Below are 16,854 nucleotides of genomic sequence, written 5' to 3'. Positions count from 1 at the left end.
TTTTCCCCAGCTTGTTTACATTCTTCAGGTATAGGCGGCGCGGTGAAGGAGGGTGATCGGCGGATTCGCCGATCCGGCCCGGATCAATTGATGAGGTTGACGCCGCGGCGCGCCATGCAGTAGGCGTTGCCGAGCCAGGTGTGCCGTGAGTTCGGCCAGACGGCGCCCAGACGCGGCGCGTTCTGGCTCATCCAGATGCTCGGGACGCGGCCGTCCGCGCTGCGGGAGCCGAGCAGGTTGAAGCCGTTCTTCTCGAGCAGCCATTCCGGATGTTGCGTCGCAATCGCGAGCCCTTCCTCGAGCGTCAACGGGATACGCTCGTCCGATTCGATGAGCTTGCGCGCCACGTCGGGCTCGCGGTTGACGTAGCAGGTGCCGGTATGCGGCTCGATGACGAGGTAGAACGGCCCCTCGGGAGGTTCAAAACCATCAGTCGGCAGGAAACTCGCGATATCGCGCGGCGGCATCGTCGTGAATCCGGCCATGCGGTTGATGCTCGTGCGCGCGATCAGCGATTCCGGGGAGACGAGCTCGCGCGTCGGCACGAGCAGGATGTCCTCGCCTAGATTACTGTCCTCGAGCGCGGCGATGAGCGGTTGCGCGAGCGCGCGGAACGATGCGTCGCTCATGTCGGCGACGTCCGGATATCCCAGCGCGACGATGCGGTCCAACTGTTGCTGCGCGGTGATCGATGCCTTTGACATGCTTCCCAGCATAGCCCGCCGCCTGTTCGCGCATGGCGCGAGGTCGCGCCGGCGGCCGCGGCGCCGACTGCAGCGAACGGTTCCGCTGCGCTCTGCACCCGAACCAATCGCAAACGGACCTCTTAGCGAACGGTGCCGCCGCACTCTGCACCCGAACCAATCGCTGGCACCCTCCTTAGTGAACGGTCCCGCCGCGAAGTGCACCCGAACCAGTCGCAGCTGTCTGCGAACATCGGCCGACCATCCCCGCTCACACAAAACGCGAAAGAGGCGCACGCCATACGACGTGCGCCTCTGCTGTGGCCTATCCGTCCGTCAGCTGCTCTCAGAGCTGATCGGCGAAATGCTTGTTCGCGACGATTTCGGCGAGTTCGACGGCGTTGAGGGCCGCGCCCTTGCGCAGATTGTCGTTCGTCACGAAGAATGCGAGTCCCTTGTTGCCGTCGACGGCCTGGTCCTGCCGGATGCGGCCGACGAAGCTCGGCGTCTTGCCTGCCGCGAGCTGCGCGGTCGGGATGTCGACGAGTTCAACGGCGTCCGCCTGCTCGAGCACCTCGCGCGCCTGATCCGGCGTGACATCCTGCTCGAATTCAGCGTTGACGCTCATGCCGTGCGACGTGAAGACGCCGACGCGCACGCAGGTGCACGACGCCTTAAGGTCGGGCAGGTGCAGGATCTTGCGGCTTTCGTTGCGCAGCTTCTGCTCCTCGTCGGTCTCCTCCGAGCCGTCATCGACGATGTCGCCGATGAACGGAACCTCGTTGAACGCGATCGTGCGCGCGACCTTCGTCGGCTCCGGGAAATCGATCGCGTCGCCGCCGAAGACGAGCTTGTCAGCGCCCTGCTCGACAGCGGCCTTCGCCTCGTTCATCAGCTGTTCGACGCCGGCGCGGCCCGCACCGGAGACGGCCTGATAGGAGCTGACGATGAGTCGCTTGAGGCCAAAGGCGTCGGACAGCGGCTTGAGCACCGGCATGATCGCCATCGTCGTGCAGTTCGGGTTGGCGACGATGCCGGAGGGGATTTCGTCAAGATCATCCGGGTTGACTTCGGCAACGACGAGCGGGACATCGTCATGCATACGCCACTGCGATGAGTTGTCGATGACGTAGGCGCCGGCTTCGGCGAACTTCGGTGCCCACACCTTCGACGTGCCGCCACCCGCGGAGAAGATCGCGATGTCGATGCCGCTCAGATCGGCGGTTGCCACATCCTCCACCGTGATGTCGTGGCCGCGCCAGTTGAGCACCTGTCCCGCCGAATGCGCGGATGCGAGGAAACGCAGGTCCTTGACCGGGAAGTCACGTTCGTCGAGCACACGGCGCATGACCATGCCGACCTGTCCGGTCGCGCCCAGAACGGCCACGTTGACGCCACGTTCGTTGATTTGTACCATTTGCCGGCTCCTTAGTTGTGCAGTTCTGCCGTTGGGTTTGTATTTGTCTCGCCGTCAGCGTCCGGTGCCGCCGTAGACGACGGCTTCCACCTTCTGCGCGTCCAGCCCGTACGCCGTGTGCAGCGCCTTGACGGCCTCGTTGAGCTGGTCGAGCGGAACGAGCGCGGCGATGCGGATCTCGGAGGTCGAGATCATCAGCACGTTGATGCCCTTTTCGCTGAGCGCCTTGAAGAAGCGCGCGGCGAGGCCGGAGTGCGTCTTCATGCCGACGCCGACGACGGCCACCTTGCCCACGTTCGGGTTGAGGTCGAAGGAGTTGTAGCCGAGGTTGTCCTGCTCCTGGATCAGCACCTCGCGCACGCGCTGCGCATCCTTGCCCGGCACGGTGAACGAGATGTCGGCGGTGCCGGTCGAAGCGCCGGCCTGCACGATCATGTCGACGTTCACGCCGATTTCGGCAAGACGTTCGAACACGCGGGCGGCCATGCCCGGTTCGTCGGTGACGCCGCGGACGGTCGCCAGCGATTCGCTGCTGTCATGCGCGACGCCGGAGATGATCGGCGTCTCCTGGCCGAGGTCGGGAAACAGATCGCCCATCGACTTGTCTTCGTGCTCATTCATGGTTCTTTTGCTCTCCGTGGGTGTTGCGTGGTTGGGTTGGTCGGAAGTCGGTCGCCGAAATCAGACGTTCGGCAGCGTGCTCGGATCGACGCCGTCGGGAACGACGAGCGTTCCGGAACGGTGGGAGAACGAGCTGCGCACATGCAGCGGCATCTTGAAACGCTGCGCGTATTCGACGCAGCGCAGCGCGAGCACCTTCGAGCCGCATGAGGACATCTCGAGGATCTCGTCGTAGCCGATCGACGGAATGCGGCGCGCGGTCGGCACGATGCGCGGGTCGGCGGTGAAGATGCCGTCCACGTCGGTGTAGATCTCGCAGATGTCGGCGTCGAGTGCCACCGCGAGCGCGACGGCGGACGTGTCGGAGCCGCCGCGGCCGAGCGTCGTCGCATCGCCGCGTTCGTTGCGTCCTTGGAAGCCGGCGACGATCGCGACGCTGCCGAGGTCGAGCGCGCGGCGCACACGGTCCGGCTTGACTGCGCGGATATGCGCGGCGCCGAACTGCGCGTCGGTCATGAATCCGGCCTGCGAGCCGGTGAACGAGTAGGCGTGGGAGCCGGCGGCGTGAATCGCCATCGCGAGCAGGCTCATCGAGATGCGCTCGCCGGCGGTCATCAGCATGTCCATTTCGCGGGCCGGCGGATCGGAGTCGATGCTCAACGCCTGGTCGATGAGGTCATCGGTCGTGTCGCCCATGGCGGAGACGACGACCGCCACATCGTTGCCGGCGTTCTTCGTTTCGATGATGCGTCGTGCCACACGCTTGATCGAGTCGGCGTCGGCGACGGACGAACCACCGTATTTCTGCACGATAAGAGCCACAACTATCCAATCTTCTCTGTGTTGTCTGTCTTGTTGTACGCATTGGGACCCGCGACTGTGCCCAGTGTACGCAGGAAGCTCGATTATTATATGAACGCGCCCGCACGACGCCGAGGCGCCTTCCCAGAATACGAAACGCCCGGGTTGGCGCTTGCGGGAGGCCATGTGCGTGGCGTGGGGCGTTCAGACCTCGCGGCGTCCTTCGAGGGCGCGCGACAGCGTGATTTCGTCGGCGTATTCGAGGTCGCCGCCAACGGGCAGTCCGCTCGCCAGACGCGTCACCTTCACGTCGAGCGGCATGAGCAGACGGCTCAGGTACGTCGTCGTCGCCTCGCCTTCGATGTTCGGGTTGAGCGCGACGATGATCTCCTTGACTTCGTCGGTCTGCAGCCGGTTGAGCAGCTGCGCGATGTTGAGGTCGTTCGGGCCGACGTTGGCCATCGGATTGATCGCGCCGCCGAGCACATGGTAGAGCCCGCGGTATTCCCGCGTGCGTTCGATGCTCATGACGTCCTTCGGCTCCTCGACGACGCAGATCGTGCTGCGGTCGCGGCGCGGGTCGGCGCAGATCGCGCACGGGCTCGTCTCGCAGACGTTGCCGCACACGTCGCAGAACCGCACCTTCTGCTTGACTTCGGTGATTGATTCGACGAGCCGCTGCGCTTCGTCGTCCGGCGCGCCGAGCACGTAGAACGCGATGCGCTGCGCGCCTTTCGGCCCGATGCCGGGCAGACTCGCAAACGCGTCGATGAGGCGCTGGATCGCGCCGTCGTATGCCAATGCCATGCTTTCCTTCCTCGGCGTGCCGTTCAGCGCTCCTGCTGATTGCGCGGGTTCCTCGGGTCATCCGCCGCGAATTCTTCAACAGACTTCACATCGAATAATTCCTTGACTTCGTCGAGGCTCATCGTCTGGGATGAGGCGAGCGATTCGTCGTCGATTGAGTATTCGTCCTCCTCCGGGTCGACCTGCGGCTGCGCGGACTGCGTGCTCTGCGCGTCCGTGGCTGCGGCGGCCGGTGCGGCGTCGTCGAGCTGTCCCCACGGATCGGCCGGCGCAGTCGTCTGCTCGTGGTGTGCCTGCGCCGCCTGCTGTTCGATCGACGATACGCGGCTGAAATCGATATGCGCCGGCTCGTCGTCACGATAGGCCCACGGGTCGATGCCCGCCTCGGTCATCGACGCGGCCGCCCCGTTCGGCGACGGAGTCGTCAACGGCGCATGCGCGCCGGCGTCCTGCGGCTGCGGCGGCTCTTGCGTCCCGGCCGACATCGTCGGCTGAGCGGTGGCGGGCGGGACGGACGGAGTCGGTGCTGAACTCGGCGCCGCGAACGGCGCACCGGCTGGCGCGGGGCTCGCCCAAGGATCGTAATCGGCCGGATGCGCTGCGGGCACGCCTCGATGAACGGCGTCGTCGGCAGCCTGCACGTCGTCGCTGGAGGACGGCTGCGCGGCATCCTGCGCGCCCGGCGTGCGACCGAGCTGCGCCTTGAGCGTCGCCTGCAGGTTCTCCTTCGCCAGTTGCGCCTTGATGCGCTGCTGCTGGTCGGCGGGCAGATGCTTGAACGGCGGAGCCGTCTGGCCGTCCTCCATCGTCGGCGTCGGCGCGAGTCGCACGTCGGGGCCGAAGACGCGGTGCACTTCGGCGCGCAGGATGTCGGTGACCTCGGTCCTGCCGTCGACGCTTTCCTTGCTCACGGCGAGCGCGAACGCGTACTTGTCCATCGGCGTGCCGAACTTGATCATCAGTTTGCGGCCGCCGGTGCGCCTGTCGGGAGCGAATTTGATGCGCGGCACCTTTGTGCGGTCCACATAGGCGCGCACATCGGCCGGCAGTGACGCCACGAGGCCATCCCACAGCTCGTCGGGTGTGCCGTTCAGCGGCGCCGGCTGCGATCCGGCCTCGGCGAGCCGCTGCGCCTGGGAGGCAGCGTGCATCGCCGCCGTCGCCGCATCCATCGCATGCTGTTCCTTCGACTGATGCGCCTGTTCGCGCGCATTCGGCGCAGGCTGCGCGGGCTGCGCACCGTGCATCGGCTGTGCTGCCTGTGTCGATTGGGTACCCTGCGTCGATTGCGCACTCTGCATCGATGGCGCAGACTGCATCGCCTGCGCGCCCGGCTGCCCGACCGTCGCCGCATGCTGCGGCGTCGACTGTGCATGCGCGAACTGCGCGCTGCTACCGCTGTCGGATCCGATGAATCCGCCGCCGGTCGCCGGCTTCGTCGGATCGGCCGCGGCGGCCACAGGCGCCTCATTGCCGCCGAGCGCGGCGTATCCGGTCTCGCGGCCTGCGAGCAGGCGCGCGGCGAGCAGCTCGAGACGCATGCGCGGCGACGTCGCCCCCGCCATATGCGTCAACGCCTCGTCGGTCTCCTCGGCCATCGCCGTCAGCGTCGCCAAACCGAGCGCCGTCGCCTGCCGATGCAGATCGTCGAGATCCTCGGCGGCCGCGTCGTCGCTGAGCACACGTTCGGCACGTTCGCCGCCGAGCGTGAGCACGAGCAGATCGCGGATGCGCGCAAGCAGATCCTCGACAAATCGGCGTGCGTCGTAGCCGCCGACGATGACCTTCTGGATGACGTCGTACAGTTTCGCGCCATCGTGATCGATGACGGCGTCGATCGCGGCGCCGATGAGCACATCCGGTGTGAAACCGAGCAGCGCGACGGCGGAATCATAAGTGATGTCGCCGTCGACGGCGCCGACCATCAGCTGATCAAGCACGGACAGCGTGTCGCGCACCGAACCGCCGCCAGCGCGCATCGCGAGCCTCAGCACGCCAGGTTCGGTCTCGATGTGCTCCTCTTCGCAGATCTTCTCGAGGTACGGCCCCATCGTCTCCGGCGGCACGAGGCGGAACGGATAATGGTGGGTGCGCGAGCGGATCGTGCCAATGACCTTCTCCGGCTCGGTCGTCGCGAAGATGAACATGACATGCTCCGGCGGTTCCTCGACGATCTTGAGCAGCGCATTGAATCCCTGCGGCGTCACCATGTGCGCCTCGTCGAGAATGAAGATCTTGTAGCGGTCGCGCGCGGGCGCGAAGCCGGCGCGCTCGCGCAGTTCGCGCGCGTCGTCGACGCCGTTGTGGCTCGCCGCGTCAATCTCCACGACGTCGATCGACCCCGGGCCGCCGGTCGCGAGATCACGGCAGCTGTCGCATACCCCGCAGGGATGGGAGGTCGGCCCCTCGACGCAGTTCACGCAGCGGGCGAGGATGCGCGCCGAGCTTGTCTTGCCGCATCCGCGCGGCCCCGAGAACAGGTACGCGTGCGTGAGCTTGTGTTCGTCGAGCGCGCGCATGAGCGGCAGCGTCACCTGATCCTGCCCGATGACGCCTTCGAACGTGTCCGGCCTATACCGGCGATAAAGCGCTAATGCCATGTTGCTTCCCGTTTCTCGATCGCGATTGCCTCGCTGTTCACTGCTCTTCTAAGGTACAGCCTGCTCACCCGAGCCGGCCGCCTGCGACCCCGCCGCGACGCATGCCTGCGCCGGACTCGCCGGACTTTCCCGACTCTCCGGTTCCACCCGACCTGCGGGACCCATCTGGGCCATCAGTTGCGACACGGACGAGGCCCGGCACGGGCATCCGCCGTCACATGGTCGACGAAGGGCACGTCGGTCGGCACATGCACGCTGACGCTGACATCGTCGCCAACCACCTCACAGCGCTGCAGATTCCCGGCGTTCGCGTTGCTCAGCCACGCCGCCACCGCGCACGGCGTGCCATCGCCTCGCCACAGCGCGGCGGCGGCGCCAAGCGCTGCCATATCCGCCGCCGTGCGCGCCTGCGACTGCCGCAGCACGATGTCGCCGGCGCAGGCCAACGCGCTGACGAGCACGGCGGCCGCCACGACGAGCGCGACGCCGACGACCGTCGCCGAACCCTCATCCTCACGCCGCACATTCTCACGCCGCAACCGCGCAATACCGCGCTTCATCCGCGCGACGAACCCCGCGCTGCACGCCAGAGCGCGTGTACCCATCCTCGTCATCGTTCCCATCCCATCGTTGTCACCGTTGACCGTCATCGTTGCCATCACCGATCACTGTCGTCATCGGCGACCGTCGTTCTTCCACCGCACGCCGCAGTCGCGCGTTGCGCGCACTCGCGGATCCCGTTTCACACCGTTGTTCACGACATATCCTGCTTGACAACGACGGCGCGGCCGTGCACGGTCGCCGGCAATACGCCGAGCGGATCGGCGAGCACACGGCAGGTCGTCGTGACGGTGATGCGGTCGCCGCCGTCGGCGACCGCCACCTGCACGCCGGCCGGCGCGGCCACACCGTCGTCGCTGACGAGCGTGGCGCGCGCGACGTCGGCCGCCGCATCCTGACACGAGATCTGCGTGACGCTCGCACGCGCGAGATACAGCAGCAGTGCGGCCGTGACAACGACGACGGGCAGCACAACGGCGAACTCCGCCGTCGCCGCGCCGTCGTCATCGCCACACATCCACGCGCGCAGTCGTTTCCACAGACGTCGCATGCCGCACCTCTCAGACGCTCAGCGCCTTCTTGACGATGTTCGTCAGCAGCGTCTTGATCACGTCCGACTTGAGCAGCGCAACGAGCACCGCCGCGAAGCCGGTGGCCGCGACGAGCACGACCGCGTATTCGGCGGTCGCGGCGCCCTCCTCCGGCTGCGCGGTCAGCGTGCGCATCCTCGAGTCGAGCATGACGGCGGCGCGCGTCATGCGCTGGCCGATATCGTGCAACGGCCGGCCGGTGTCCATCGTGTCGATGCCGATGCCGTCATCGAGTGAGATCATGTTCTGCATTGCCAACTCCTTTGTTCGCTTGTGTTTGATTGTTGTAGGTTGTGGTTGTCGTGTTTGTTGATTTTGGTTGTTCGTTGATCGCCGCGTCGATGGGCGGTCGCGTGTTTCACGTGACTGATGTGTTTCACATGAAACGCGTCGATCAACTCATCGCGCAATCGATTCATCGCGCAATCAACTCATTGCGCGAAGGAGATGATCGTCGGGATGACGGCGATGCACAGGAACGCGGGCAGGAAGCACAGCCCCATCGGCAGCAATAGCCGCACCGAAAGCCGTGAGGCGGCCCGTTCGATCTCCATACGCTCCGTCGTCTCGAGCTGCTCCATCGTCGCGTCAATCCGATCGCCGGCGGCGACGCCTTCGTTCCACGACTCGCGCAGCGTCGCGCACACCGTCGCGGCGACGTCGGCGATCTGCGGATCGTCGGCGGCACAGGTCCATGCGTCGTCCCAGGACGCGCCGGCCGACAGTTCGTCACAGACGGCGGCGAACGCTTCGGCGCATGAGCCAGCACAACATGTGCCGACCGCACGCAGCGCATGCGGAATCGACGCGCCGCTTTCCAACGCGGCGCCCAACAGCTGCAGCACGAGCGGCGCACTCGGCACCCAGTCCTCGCACACACGGCCGGGCAGTGCGCGCAGCCGGACACCAACACATGGTTCGGCGAGCGCCGCGAACACCGCGAATCCCGCGCAGACGGCCGCGCACCAGGCCCATCCGTCACCCATATCCTGCTCCCGTCAGTCATCATCCACCCCCGTCCGTCGCATGAGTCGATGCATCCACACGGCGCCGAGCGCATAGCAGACGACACCGAGTCCCAGACAGCACATGCCCTGCCAGGAGCCGAAGAGGACACCGATCGGGTTGGCACCGAGCACCTCGCCGAGGACAACGGTGACGGCCGGCAGCCCGAGCAGCATCTTCACCGTCGACTGCGGCACAGCGAAGGCGTTGCGCCTGAGCTCCTCGCGCATATGGATGCGCACATGCGCGGCACGCACCGCCTCGACGCAGCGCGCCGTCGGGCAGCCCAGACGCAGGCCGAGACGGCAGGCGGCGCGCAGGCCATGCGAGGCATGCCGGATCTCCGCCGCCGTCTCCCCCGGCAGCGCGCTCGCGCGCAGCGCGCCGGCGAGCAGTCCGACGTCGATGTCGCCGTTGCAATCGGTCATCGTCACGGCTCGCGCGGATTGCGGATCGTTGGCATGCGCCTGCGCGCCAAAGCATCGGCCGAAGGCCGCGTACACGTCACGCCCCGCACGCAGCATTGCGGCGAGCCCCGCCAGTTGCGCGCCGATGCCGACACGACGTCCAGAATCACGTCCCTCGCCACGCACAGCGGCGCCAAGCACGCCGCCGCGCCCACTGTCATCCGTCGCACGATGCGCATGCGGCGCGAGAGAGCCGAGACGCGCGTCAACACCCTCGTGAAGCAACACGGCGAGGAACACGCCCACCGCCGCCAGCATCGCCCACGGCATCGCACCACCTCCTTAGAAAATCGGACCAAGCCGGACCGGTCACCGTCGCGCCCGATCCGTCACGCGCGACGATGCGCCGACCGCACAATCTGCCGTCGCAGCAGTCGAGCATGCCGATCTGCGCGATGCGGCGCCTGCCGCCGACGCGTTCCAGATGGATGAGCACATCGAAGGCACCGTCGGCGAGCCGTTCAAGCGCGTCCGGTGCCACGCCGGCGAGCATGCCAAGCGCGATGAGCCGCGACGGCACATGTTCGACGCCATCGGCGTGGATCGTGCTCAGCGAGCCGCGATGCCCCGAATTGAGCGCCCTGAGCAGGTCGACCACCTCCTCGCCGCGCACTTCGCCGACGACGATCCGGTCGGGACGCATGCGCAGCGTCGCCTTGACGAGATCAGGCAATCCGACTTGTCCGGCGCCTTCGACGTTCGCGTCGCGCGCGATGAGCGACACGACGTGCGGATGTGGCACCGCGGCGAGTTCGCGCACCTCCTCCACCGTCACGATCCGCTCGTTCGGCTCGCAGCTGGCGAGCAGCGCCTTGAGCAACGTCGTCTTGCCGGTGCCGGTCGCGCCCGAGACGAGCATGTTCGCCTTGGCGCGCACGAGCATGCGCAGCATCGGCGTCCATTGGGCTGGGAACATGCCGGCCGCGGCGAGCGATTCCAGATCGGGACGCGCGCGGTCGGGGAAACGGATGGAGATCGACGCGCCCTGCGGCACGATCGGCGCGATGACGGCATGCACACGCGTGCCGTCGTCGGCGGCCGCGTCAGCGATTGGCTGCGTCTCGTCGAGCCGTACACCCAGCTGCGCGCACAATCGCACGGCCAGGTCGCGCAGCACCGCCGGATCGTCGAGCGGAATCGCCGTGTGCGCCAGCTGCATGCCGCGGCCGGCGTCGAACCAGACGGCGCCGTCGCAGGTCACGACGATGTCGGTGACGCGTCTGTCGCCGCCGAGCGCGGCAAGCGGGCCGAGTTCGAGCGTCGTGCACGCAGCGATGTTCATCACACCCTCCTCACCCTCACCGCAGCGTCCCACTGAGGTCGCAGACGCGCTCCACCTGTTGGGCGAGCCTGTCGATCACGAGCGCGTTGCGTTTCGGCACGGCGCGGATGCCGAGGCCTTCGAGGATGTCCCCGCATAGTTTGGCGTCGTTGCGGATCGTGCCGATGATGTCCTTGCCGAGGTAGGATTTCGCGTCCGACACGTCGACGACGCCGCGCAGCCGCGCCGGCCCATGCGGTTCGACGCCGATGACGGCGACGACGTCACCCGGATGTTCGGCGACCGGCCGCGAAGGTTGCCCCGGCCCAGGCGGCATCGTCCGACGGTCAACGCTTTCCTGACCTTGCCGTTCCAGCCAATCGAGATGCGCACGGCCGCGCGCGAGCCCGAGCACCGACAGTTCGACAACAACGACATGCGCCGCTTCGATGAGCGTCGGCGATTCGGCAATTGTCGTGCCCGGCCCGGCGTCCACGACGACGATCTCGTCGCAGGCGGCGAGCGCGTGAACGGCGGCGTCGAGCTCCCACGGCTTCGGCGCGTCGCCGTTCCACGCGTTGTAGGCGAGCACCTTCACGCTGCCCCACTTCGGCAACTGCCGATACAACGCCGAGCCGCTCAGCTGTCCGAGCGGCGCATGCACGTCGTGCCAACGCGAACCCTGTTCATGTTCGATGCCGAGCAGCACGTCGAGACCGCCACCGCCCATGCGCACGTCCGCATCGACGAGCGCCGCCGGCGCATGATGGACGGCGAGCGACCGCGCCAGCAGCGCGGCGATCGTCGACGTGCCGGCGCCACCGCTCGCCGACGACACCGTGATGACGTTGCCGCCGGACAGTTCGATCGCCTCGCGACACGCGTCGGCGCGGCGCATCGTCTCCTGCGGGCGCGGCCGATACGGCTGCGCGCCGGAATCTCCCCGCGGCGGCATGTAGTACCGTTGCGGCTCGTTCGTGCTGCGGGACGCGCTGAACACGGCCATCGGCCGGCTCATCGCCCCTTGTCCATCTGCATACGCAGGCATCATCGCCAATGTGTTCATGGCTCGATTGAACGACGTACACTCCGCCGTGCACAATCCGGACGGGGGTATGTGTACGGACGGTCCGGTTATCCACATTTCTCCGAGTGCGAACGACGCAATCATCTCATTGTGAACATCGGCCCGGCAGTAGGGATGACAACATCTGCAGCGACCGCCCGCGCAACCCGAAATCGCCGACTTTTCGCCGCCGCCGGCGTCCCCTCGGCGTGTCTCCGCGCCGCGCGGCACGCCCGTCAACCCGCACAACCATGCACCGAACATGGAGCGAACATCCATCGAACATGAAAAAGGGACCCACCGAAGTGGGTCCCTCACAAGTCCAACTGCGCAGAATCTCTGCACAACCTCATCGTTGCAACGGTAAGTCTTTCCAATACCCGCCCAACGTAATAATCTTGCTGATCATATACTTTTTGTGGGTCTGCTATTCAGTTGTTCTTGTACTTGCTAATTATGCTCGATTCATCCGGCTTCGCAAGTCGGAACAGCCTTCTTCGGCGCGATGTTCGCATTTTTTCCGTTTTGTGCAACGCGACGCTGAACGCAACACGAAAACGAGCCATATTGTCCATTCCACAGGTCCGCATGTTCATTCGAACACCGCTCTCGGCGTGTCGCAATTCCGTCCGAACGACCTCCAACCGACCTCCGAGCCCGACGCCAGCCGTCGCCACGCCCCTCCCACGCGCCGACGTAGGTAAAGTTTGTGCAACGAAAGCAGATTTTTTCGACATTCCCAGTGATTTCTCGGCCACCACCCCCTAGAGTAGTGTGCATGGCACAGATTTTTGACGCACCTTCGAAGGCGATTCTGCGCAGCCAGATCGCCGAACATATCGCAGAGACGGACAAGACCGACAAACGCGAGACGCTCAGCGGCGAACAGCCGTTACCGCCGGACCGCTTCTTCGACCGCGAGCTCAGCTGGCTCAAGTTCAACAAGCGCGTGCTCGAACTCGCCCAAGACGAGGACATCCCGATCATCGAACGCGCGAACTTCGCGGCGATCTTCGCGAACAACCTCGACGAGTTCTTCATGGTCCGCGTCGCCGGCCTCAAGCGTCGCATCGACACCGGCATCGCCGTGACGAGCCCGTCCGGCCTGAGCCCGCGCCAGCAGATGCGTGCGATCTCCGAACAGGCGCACAAGCTGCAGGACGAGCATGCCCACTACGTTGTCGACCACATCCTTCCGGACCTCGCGAAGGAGAACATCAAGCTGCTGAGCTGGGACAAGCTCACGATCAGCGAGCAGGAGCGCCTGTCGCGCTACTTCCGCCAGCAGATCTTCCCGGTGCTCACGCCGCTCGCCGTCGACCCGGCGCACCCCTTCCCCTACATCTCCGGCAACTCGCTCAACCTGGCGATCATCGTCGAGAACCCGGCCTCCGGCAAGTCGCACTTCGCGCGAGTCAAGATCCCGGACAACATCAACCGCCTCGTGCCGGTCGACGATATGACCGAGGACGATTCCGACGAAGTGCGCTACGGCTTCATCACGATGGAGAACCTGATCATCGCGCATCTCGAGACGCTGTTCCCCGGCATGATCATCAAGGAGGCGCGTTCGTTCCGCGTGACGCGCAACGAGGACATCGAGGTCGAGGAGGACGACGCCGAGAACCTGCTCAACGCGATCGAGAAGGAGCTGCTGCGCCGCCGCTTCGGCCCTCCGATCCGCCTCGAGATCTCCGATGAGACGTCGCCATTCCTCTCCCAGCTGCTCGCCGACCAGATGGGCGTCACGCCGGAGGAGGTGTATCGTCTGCCCGCGCCGCTCGACGCGACGGTGCTCTTCGAGCTCGGCAGCATCGACCGTCCGGACCTCAAGTTCCGTCCCTTCGTACCGACGACGAACCGCCAGATCGCGCAGGTCGAATCGAGCCGTGCGCAGGACATCTTCGCGGCGATCCGCGAAGGCGACATCCTGCTGCACCACCCCTACGACTCGTTCTCGACGTCGGTGCAGGCGTTCCTCGCGCAGGCAGCCGCCGACCCGAAGGTCCTTGCAATCAAGCAGACGCTGTACCGCACGTCGAGCAATTCGCCGATCATCGACGCGCTCATCGACGCCGCACACGCCGGCAAGCAGGTGCTCGCGCTCGTCGAGCTCAAGGCGCGCTTCGACGAGGACGCGAACATCGCGTGGGCGCGCAAGCTCGAACGCGCCGGTGTGCACGTCGTCTACGGCATCGTCGGACTCAAGACGCACTGCAAGCTCTCGCTCGTCGTGCGTCAGGAGGCGGATGGCCTCAAGCGCTACTGCCATGTGGGTACCGGCAACTACAACCCGAAGACGGCGCGCCTGTACACCGACCTCGGCCTGCTCACGTGCGATCCCGTCGTCGGTCAGGACATGACGCGCCTGTTCAACCAGCTGAGCGGCTACGCGCCGAAGTCGAGCTTCCATCGTCTGCTTGTCGCACCGCGCACCGTGCGCTCCGGCCTCATCCAGCGCATCCGCCGCGAGGAGGACGCCGCGCGCGCCGGCAAGGAAGCGTGGATCAAGATCAAGGTGAACTCGATCGTCGACGAAAAGACGATCGACGCCCTCTACCGCGCAAGCCAGGCAGGCGTGAAGATCGACATCGTAGAGCGCGGCATCTGCTCGCTCAAGCCGGGCGTGCCCGGACTGAGCGAGAACATCCGCGTGCGTTCGATCCTCGGCCGTTTCCTCGAGCACAGCCGCATCTACGCGTTCGCGAACTCCGACGGCCCGCAGATCGGCGAAGGCCCGATCTCCGGGCCGGAGGTGTGGATCGGTTCCGCCGACCTGATGCACCGCAACCTCGATCGCCGCGTCGAGGCGCTCGTGCGCATCACCGTGCCCGAGCAGATCGACGAACTCATCAAGTACATCGACCTGCAGATGGCCGATTCGACGTCGAGCTGGCATATGCAGTCCGATGGCACCTACGTGCGCCATTCGAAGGATGCCGACGGTCGCCCGCTCGTCGACAGCCAGGAATACCTGATCCGCAAGCATCAGCGTCGCCCCAGCGCGCATAACTGATCACACAGCTGATTGGCGACAGTCGTCACGATTACGCGGGGTCGGTGCATGTCAACGTGCACCGGCCCCGCCGTATGCACGCGCACATCACACATCTGTCACGCCCGTCACGCAGACCGTGAAAACGGACGCCCCTCCTACAATGGGAACTATGAGTGGCAAATGCAAGCATGTGGTCGAGGCGGCCGGCGGCATCCTCTATCGTCGCCGCGGCGGCGCGCCGGACGGCCCGATCGAAGTGTGCCTCGTGCACCGTCCGAAATACGACGACTGGAGCTGGCCGAAAGGCAAACTCGAGAACAACGAATCGCATCGGCATGCGGCGGTGCGCGAAATCGGCGAGGAGACCGGACAGGTCGTCGCGCTCGGGCCGTATCTGGGCGAAGTCGACTATCCACTGTCGGCGGAGGGTCGCAAATCACGCAACAAGCACGACGGCCCGGACAACGGGCAGCGCAAGCATGTGCTCTACTGGATGGCCACCGTCATCGACCGTCCGCTCGCGCATCAGCTCGCGCCCGCCTTCGGCCCCGTGCATCGCGCGGACGTCGGCGAAATCAACGACGTCGTCTGGCTGACGGTTCCCGAGGCGCGCAAAACGCTGACGCACTCCACCGACAAGGACATCCTCGCGCTGTTCGTCGATCGCCTCGAAGAGCACGCCGACGCCGCGAGCGCCGTGCTGCTCGTGCGGCACGCGAAAGCCGAGGCGCGCAAACAGTGGAAGGGCACCGACGCGGCGCGCCCAATCACGCCGCGCGGCGCGGCGGCCGCCTACGCGCTCGACCGCGAACTCGCCTGCTACGCGCCGGCGCGGCTCACATCGTCGCCGTGGATGCGCTGCCAGCAGACGATGCAGATGCTGTCATGGCAGACGGGCATGCCGGTCGAGTTCATCCCCGAGCTCACCGAAGACGCGTACGCGCGCGACGCGAACGGCACATGGAAGGCATTCCTCGCGCAGCTCGAGCGGACCGTCCACGGCGACCATCCGATGGCGATCTGCATGCATCGACCGGTCATCGGCGGCATGTTCGACCATCTGCGGCCGATGTGCGCGAGCAAATCATTGACGAAACGACTCATCGCGAAGACCCCATACATGCCTACCGGCAGCGCGCTCGCCATGTTCCTCGTGCCGACCGACGACGGGCTGCGCATCATCGACATCCAGAAAGTGGCTCCGATTGTCTACTAACGCGCAACGCAGCGGCTCCGGCTCGATCATCGCGAGCCGTTCCGCCTTCACGCACACCGGCTCCCCGCGCCCCGCACGCCCCGGGCAGCTCGATCAGGCGCTCGCCGAGAACATCGCCGGCGGCGTCGACCCCGAACAACTCAGCGCAGTCAGTCACGCGACGGCGTGGGCGCTGCTCAGCCATGTCCACACGACCGAGGATCCGCAGGTCGTCGAACGCGTGCTCACGCTCGTCGACCATGAGGGCGTCGACGTCATCGCCGAACTGTGGAGCCACGCGGAGCCGGATTCGCTGCCCGGCGTGCTGTGGCGGCTGTATCTGCTACGCACATGGATGCGGCGGCGCCGCGATTCAATCGCGCGACTGTGGAGGCTGGGCGAGCCGATCGTCACGTCCGCGTCGGCGATCGCCGGCATCGACGCGGCACCGACCGAGGAGGACATCGCCCGCACCGCCGATTCGATTCTCGCAGGCGCGTTCCGCGGCGACTTCGCCATCGCGCTCGAACGAGCCGCGACTTTCGTCGACGTCGTCGTCGCCGGTCTGCGTATACAGGCGCAGCGGCTCAACGCGCATGCGAAGGCGATGGCCGATCCGGACAAGTCGGCCGTCGGCACGACCGAGGACATCCGCGCCGCGCACACGAAGGCCGCCCAGCTGCTGCACACGGCCGCGAATCTGCATACGACGGCCGCCGACCTGCGCGCCGGCGCCCACCTGTGGCGCCGCAGCCGCCTCGAGTAGCCCATTTACGGGTCGA

Annotated in this window: 16 protein-coding genes; 3 read left to right on the top strand and 13 right to left on the bottom strand. The window is 66.2% G+C overall.

Going from position 1 to position 16,854, the window contains the following annotated elements; genetic code table 11:
• Nucleotides 1-83 precede the first annotated feature (83 nt).
• The 13 genes from CGZ88_RS06515 to CGZ88_RS06455 form a co-directional block, all read right to left on the bottom strand.
• Nucleotides 84-704 (bottom strand): DUF5701 family protein, encoded by a 621-nt coding sequence (locus CGZ88_RS06515; RefSeq protein ID WP_026644757.1) that lies wholly within the window; start codon nucleotides 702-704, stop codon nucleotides 84-86.
• A gap of 325 nt (nucleotides 705-1,029) precedes the next feature.
• Nucleotides 1,030-2,100, bottom strand: coding sequence for an aspartate-semialdehyde dehydrogenase (locus CGZ88_RS06510; RefSeq protein ID WP_026644758.1), 1,071 nt, complete (start codon nucleotides 2,098-2,100; stop codon nucleotides 1,030-1,032).
• Nucleotides 2,101-2,154: 54 nt separating this feature from the next.
• Nucleotides 2,155-2,721: an ACT domain-containing protein gene (locus CGZ88_RS06505; protein WP_026644759.1), complete on the bottom strand. Its 567-nt coding sequence runs from the start codon at nucleotides 2,719-2,721 to the stop codon at nucleotides 2,155-2,157.
• A gap of 60 nt (nucleotides 2,722-2,781) precedes the next feature.
• Nucleotides 2,782-3,543 carry an aspartate kinase gene (locus CGZ88_RS06500; protein ID WP_026644760.1) on the bottom strand — a complete coding sequence of 254 codons (762 nt, stop codon included), beginning with the start codon at nucleotides 3,541-3,543 and terminating at the stop codon, nucleotides 2,782-2,784.
• 183 nt (nucleotides 3,544-3,726) lie between these two features.
• A complete protein-coding gene (gene recR, locus CGZ88_RS06495; RefSeq protein WP_026644761.1) occupies nucleotides 3,727-4,329 on the bottom strand; it encodes a recombination mediator RecR in 603 nt (200 codons plus the stop codon).
• Nucleotides 4,330-4,352: 23 nt separating this feature from the next.
• Nucleotides 4,353-6,929 (bottom strand): DNA polymerase III subunit gamma/tau, encoded by a 2,577-nt coding sequence (gene dnaX, locus CGZ88_RS06490; protein ID WP_101671418.1) that lies wholly within the window; start codon nucleotides 6,927-6,929, stop codon nucleotides 4,353-4,355.
• 173 nt (nucleotides 6,930-7,102) lie between these two features.
• Nucleotides 7,103-7,534 (bottom strand): Rv3654c family TadE-like protein, encoded by a 432-nt coding sequence (locus CGZ88_RS06485; RefSeq protein WP_165778726.1) that lies wholly within the window; start codon nucleotides 7,532-7,534, stop codon nucleotides 7,103-7,105.
• A 149-nt stretch (nucleotides 7,535-7,683) separates the two neighbouring features.
• On the bottom strand, nucleotides 7,684-8,040 hold the full coding sequence (locus CGZ88_RS06480) for a TadE/TadG family type IV pilus assembly protein (protein WP_051198465.1): 357 nt from the start codon (nucleotides 8,038-8,040) through the stop codon (nucleotides 7,684-7,686).
• Between the two features lie 10 nt (nucleotides 8,041-8,050).
• Entirely contained in the window at nucleotides 8,051-8,287 is a 237-nt protein-coding gene (locus tag CGZ88_RS06475) for a DUF4244 domain-containing protein (protein ID WP_231371414.1), read from the bottom strand.
• Between the two features lie 224 nt (nucleotides 8,288-8,511).
• Nucleotides 8,512-9,066, bottom strand: a complete 555-nt coding sequence (locus CGZ88_RS06470; protein ID WP_026644766.1) for a type II secretion system F family protein — start codon at nucleotides 9,064-9,066, stop codon at nucleotides 8,512-8,514.
• 12 nt (nucleotides 9,067-9,078) lie between these two features.
• Complete coding sequence (locus CGZ88_RS06465; RefSeq protein ID WP_101671416.1) at nucleotides 9,079-9,822, bottom strand: type II secretion system F family protein; 744 nt, start codon at nucleotides 9,820-9,822, stop codon at nucleotides 9,079-9,081.
• Nucleotides 9,758-10,834 (bottom strand): TadA family conjugal transfer-associated ATPase, encoded by a 1,077-nt coding sequence (locus CGZ88_RS06460; protein WP_101671415.1) that lies wholly within the window; start codon nucleotides 10,832-10,834, stop codon nucleotides 9,758-9,760. The genes CGZ88_RS06465 and CGZ88_RS06460 overlap by 65 nt, the downstream gene beginning before the upstream one ends.
• A 16-nt stretch (nucleotides 10,835-10,850) precedes the next feature.
• Nucleotides 10,851-11,831, bottom strand: coding sequence for a CpaE/TadZ family protein (locus CGZ88_RS06455; RefSeq protein WP_243390096.1), 981 nt, complete (start codon nucleotides 11,829-11,831; stop codon nucleotides 10,851-10,853).
• 826 nt (nucleotides 11,832-12,657) lie between these two features.
• Here CGZ88_RS06455 and CGZ88_RS06450 point away from each other — a divergent pair.
• The 3 genes from CGZ88_RS06450 (at nucleotide 12,658) to CGZ88_RS06440 (ending at nucleotide 16,838) form a co-directional block, all read left to right on the top strand.
• Nucleotides 12,658-14,895: an RNA degradosome polyphosphate kinase gene (locus CGZ88_RS06450; protein ID WP_026644768.1), complete on the top strand. Its 2,238-nt coding sequence runs from the start codon at nucleotides 12,658-12,660 to the stop codon at nucleotides 14,893-14,895.
• Between the two features lie 142 nt (nucleotides 14,896-15,037).
• The gene (locus tag CGZ88_RS06445) at nucleotides 15,038-16,093 is read left to right on the top strand and encodes an NUDIX hydrolase (protein ID WP_423734415.1); all 1,056 of its coding nucleotides are present in this window, start codon (nucleotides 15,038-15,040) and stop codon (nucleotides 16,091-16,093) included.
• Nucleotides 16,083-16,838, top strand: coding sequence for a hypothetical protein (locus CGZ88_RS06440; protein ID WP_101671413.1), 756 nt, complete (start codon nucleotides 16,083-16,085; stop codon nucleotides 16,836-16,838). Before CGZ88_RS06445 ends, CGZ88_RS06440 begins: the two co-directional genes overlap by 11 nt.
• The last annotated feature ends 16 nt before the right edge of the window (nucleotides 16,839-16,854 follow it).

Origin of the sequence: Bifidobacterium anseris (assembly GCF_002860345.1) — a bacterium.
In the GTDB taxonomy this organism is placed as follows: Bacteria; Actinomycetota; Actinomycetes; order Actinomycetales; family Bifidobacteriaceae; genus Bifidobacterium; species Bifidobacterium anseris.
This window is presented reverse-complemented; position numbering and strand designations above follow the sequence as displayed.

Excerpts from the sequence above, each read along its gene's own strand:
- CGZ88_RS06515 (WP_026644757.1), bottom strand. The coding sequence starts at position 704 with ATGTCAAAGGCATCGATCACCGCGCAGCAACAGTTGGACCGCATCGTC.
- CGZ88_RS06510 (WP_026644758.1), bottom strand. The coding sequence starts at position 2,100 with ATGGTACAAATCAACGAACGTGGCGTCAACGTGGCCGTTCTGGGCGCG.
- CGZ88_RS06505 (WP_026644759.1), bottom strand. The coding sequence starts at position 2,721 with ATGAATGAGCACGAAGACAAGTCGATGGGCGATCTGTTTCCCGACCTC.
- recR (WP_026644761.1), bottom strand. The coding sequence starts at position 4,329 with ATGGCATTGGCATACGACGGCGCGATCCAGCGCCTCATCGACGCGTTT.
- dnaX (WP_101671418.1), bottom strand. The coding sequence starts at position 6,929 with ATGGCATTAGCGCTTTATCGCCGGTATAGGCCGGACACGTTCGAAGGC.
- CGZ88_RS06485 (WP_165778726.1), bottom strand. The coding sequence starts at position 7,534 with ATGGGTACACGCGCTCTGGCGTGCAGCGCGGGGTTCGTCGCGCGGATG.
- CGZ88_RS06480 (WP_051198465.1), bottom strand. The coding sequence starts at position 8,040 with ATGCGACGTCTGTGGAAACGACTGCGCGCGTGGATGTGTGGCGATGAC.
- CGZ88_RS06475 (WP_231371414.1), bottom strand. The coding sequence starts at position 8,287 with ATGGACACCGGCCGGCCGTTGCACGATATCGGCCAGCGCATGACGCGC.
- CGZ88_RS06470 (WP_026644766.1), bottom strand. The coding sequence starts at position 9,066 with ATGGGTGACGGATGGGCCTGGTGCGCGGCCGTCTGCGCGGGATTCGCG.
- CGZ88_RS06465 (WP_101671416.1), bottom strand. The coding sequence starts at position 9,822 with ATGCCGTGGGCGATGCTGGCGGCGGTGGGCGTGTTCCTCGCCGTGTTG.
- CGZ88_RS06460 (WP_101671415.1), bottom strand. The coding sequence starts at position 10,834 with ATGAACATCGCTGCGTGCACGACGCTCGAACTCGGCCCGCTTGCCGCG.
- CGZ88_RS06455 (WP_243390096.1), bottom strand. The coding sequence starts at position 11,831 with ATGAGCCGGCCGATGGCCGTGTTCAGCGCGTCCCGCAGCACGAACGAG.
- CGZ88_RS06450 (WP_026644768.1), top strand. The coding sequence starts at position 12,658 with ATGGCACAGATTTTTGACGCACCTTCGAAGGCGATTCTGCGCAGCCAG.
- CGZ88_RS06445 (WP_423734415.1), top strand. The coding sequence starts at position 15,038 with ATGGGAACTATGAGTGGCAAATGCAAGCATGTGGTCGAGGCGGCCGGC.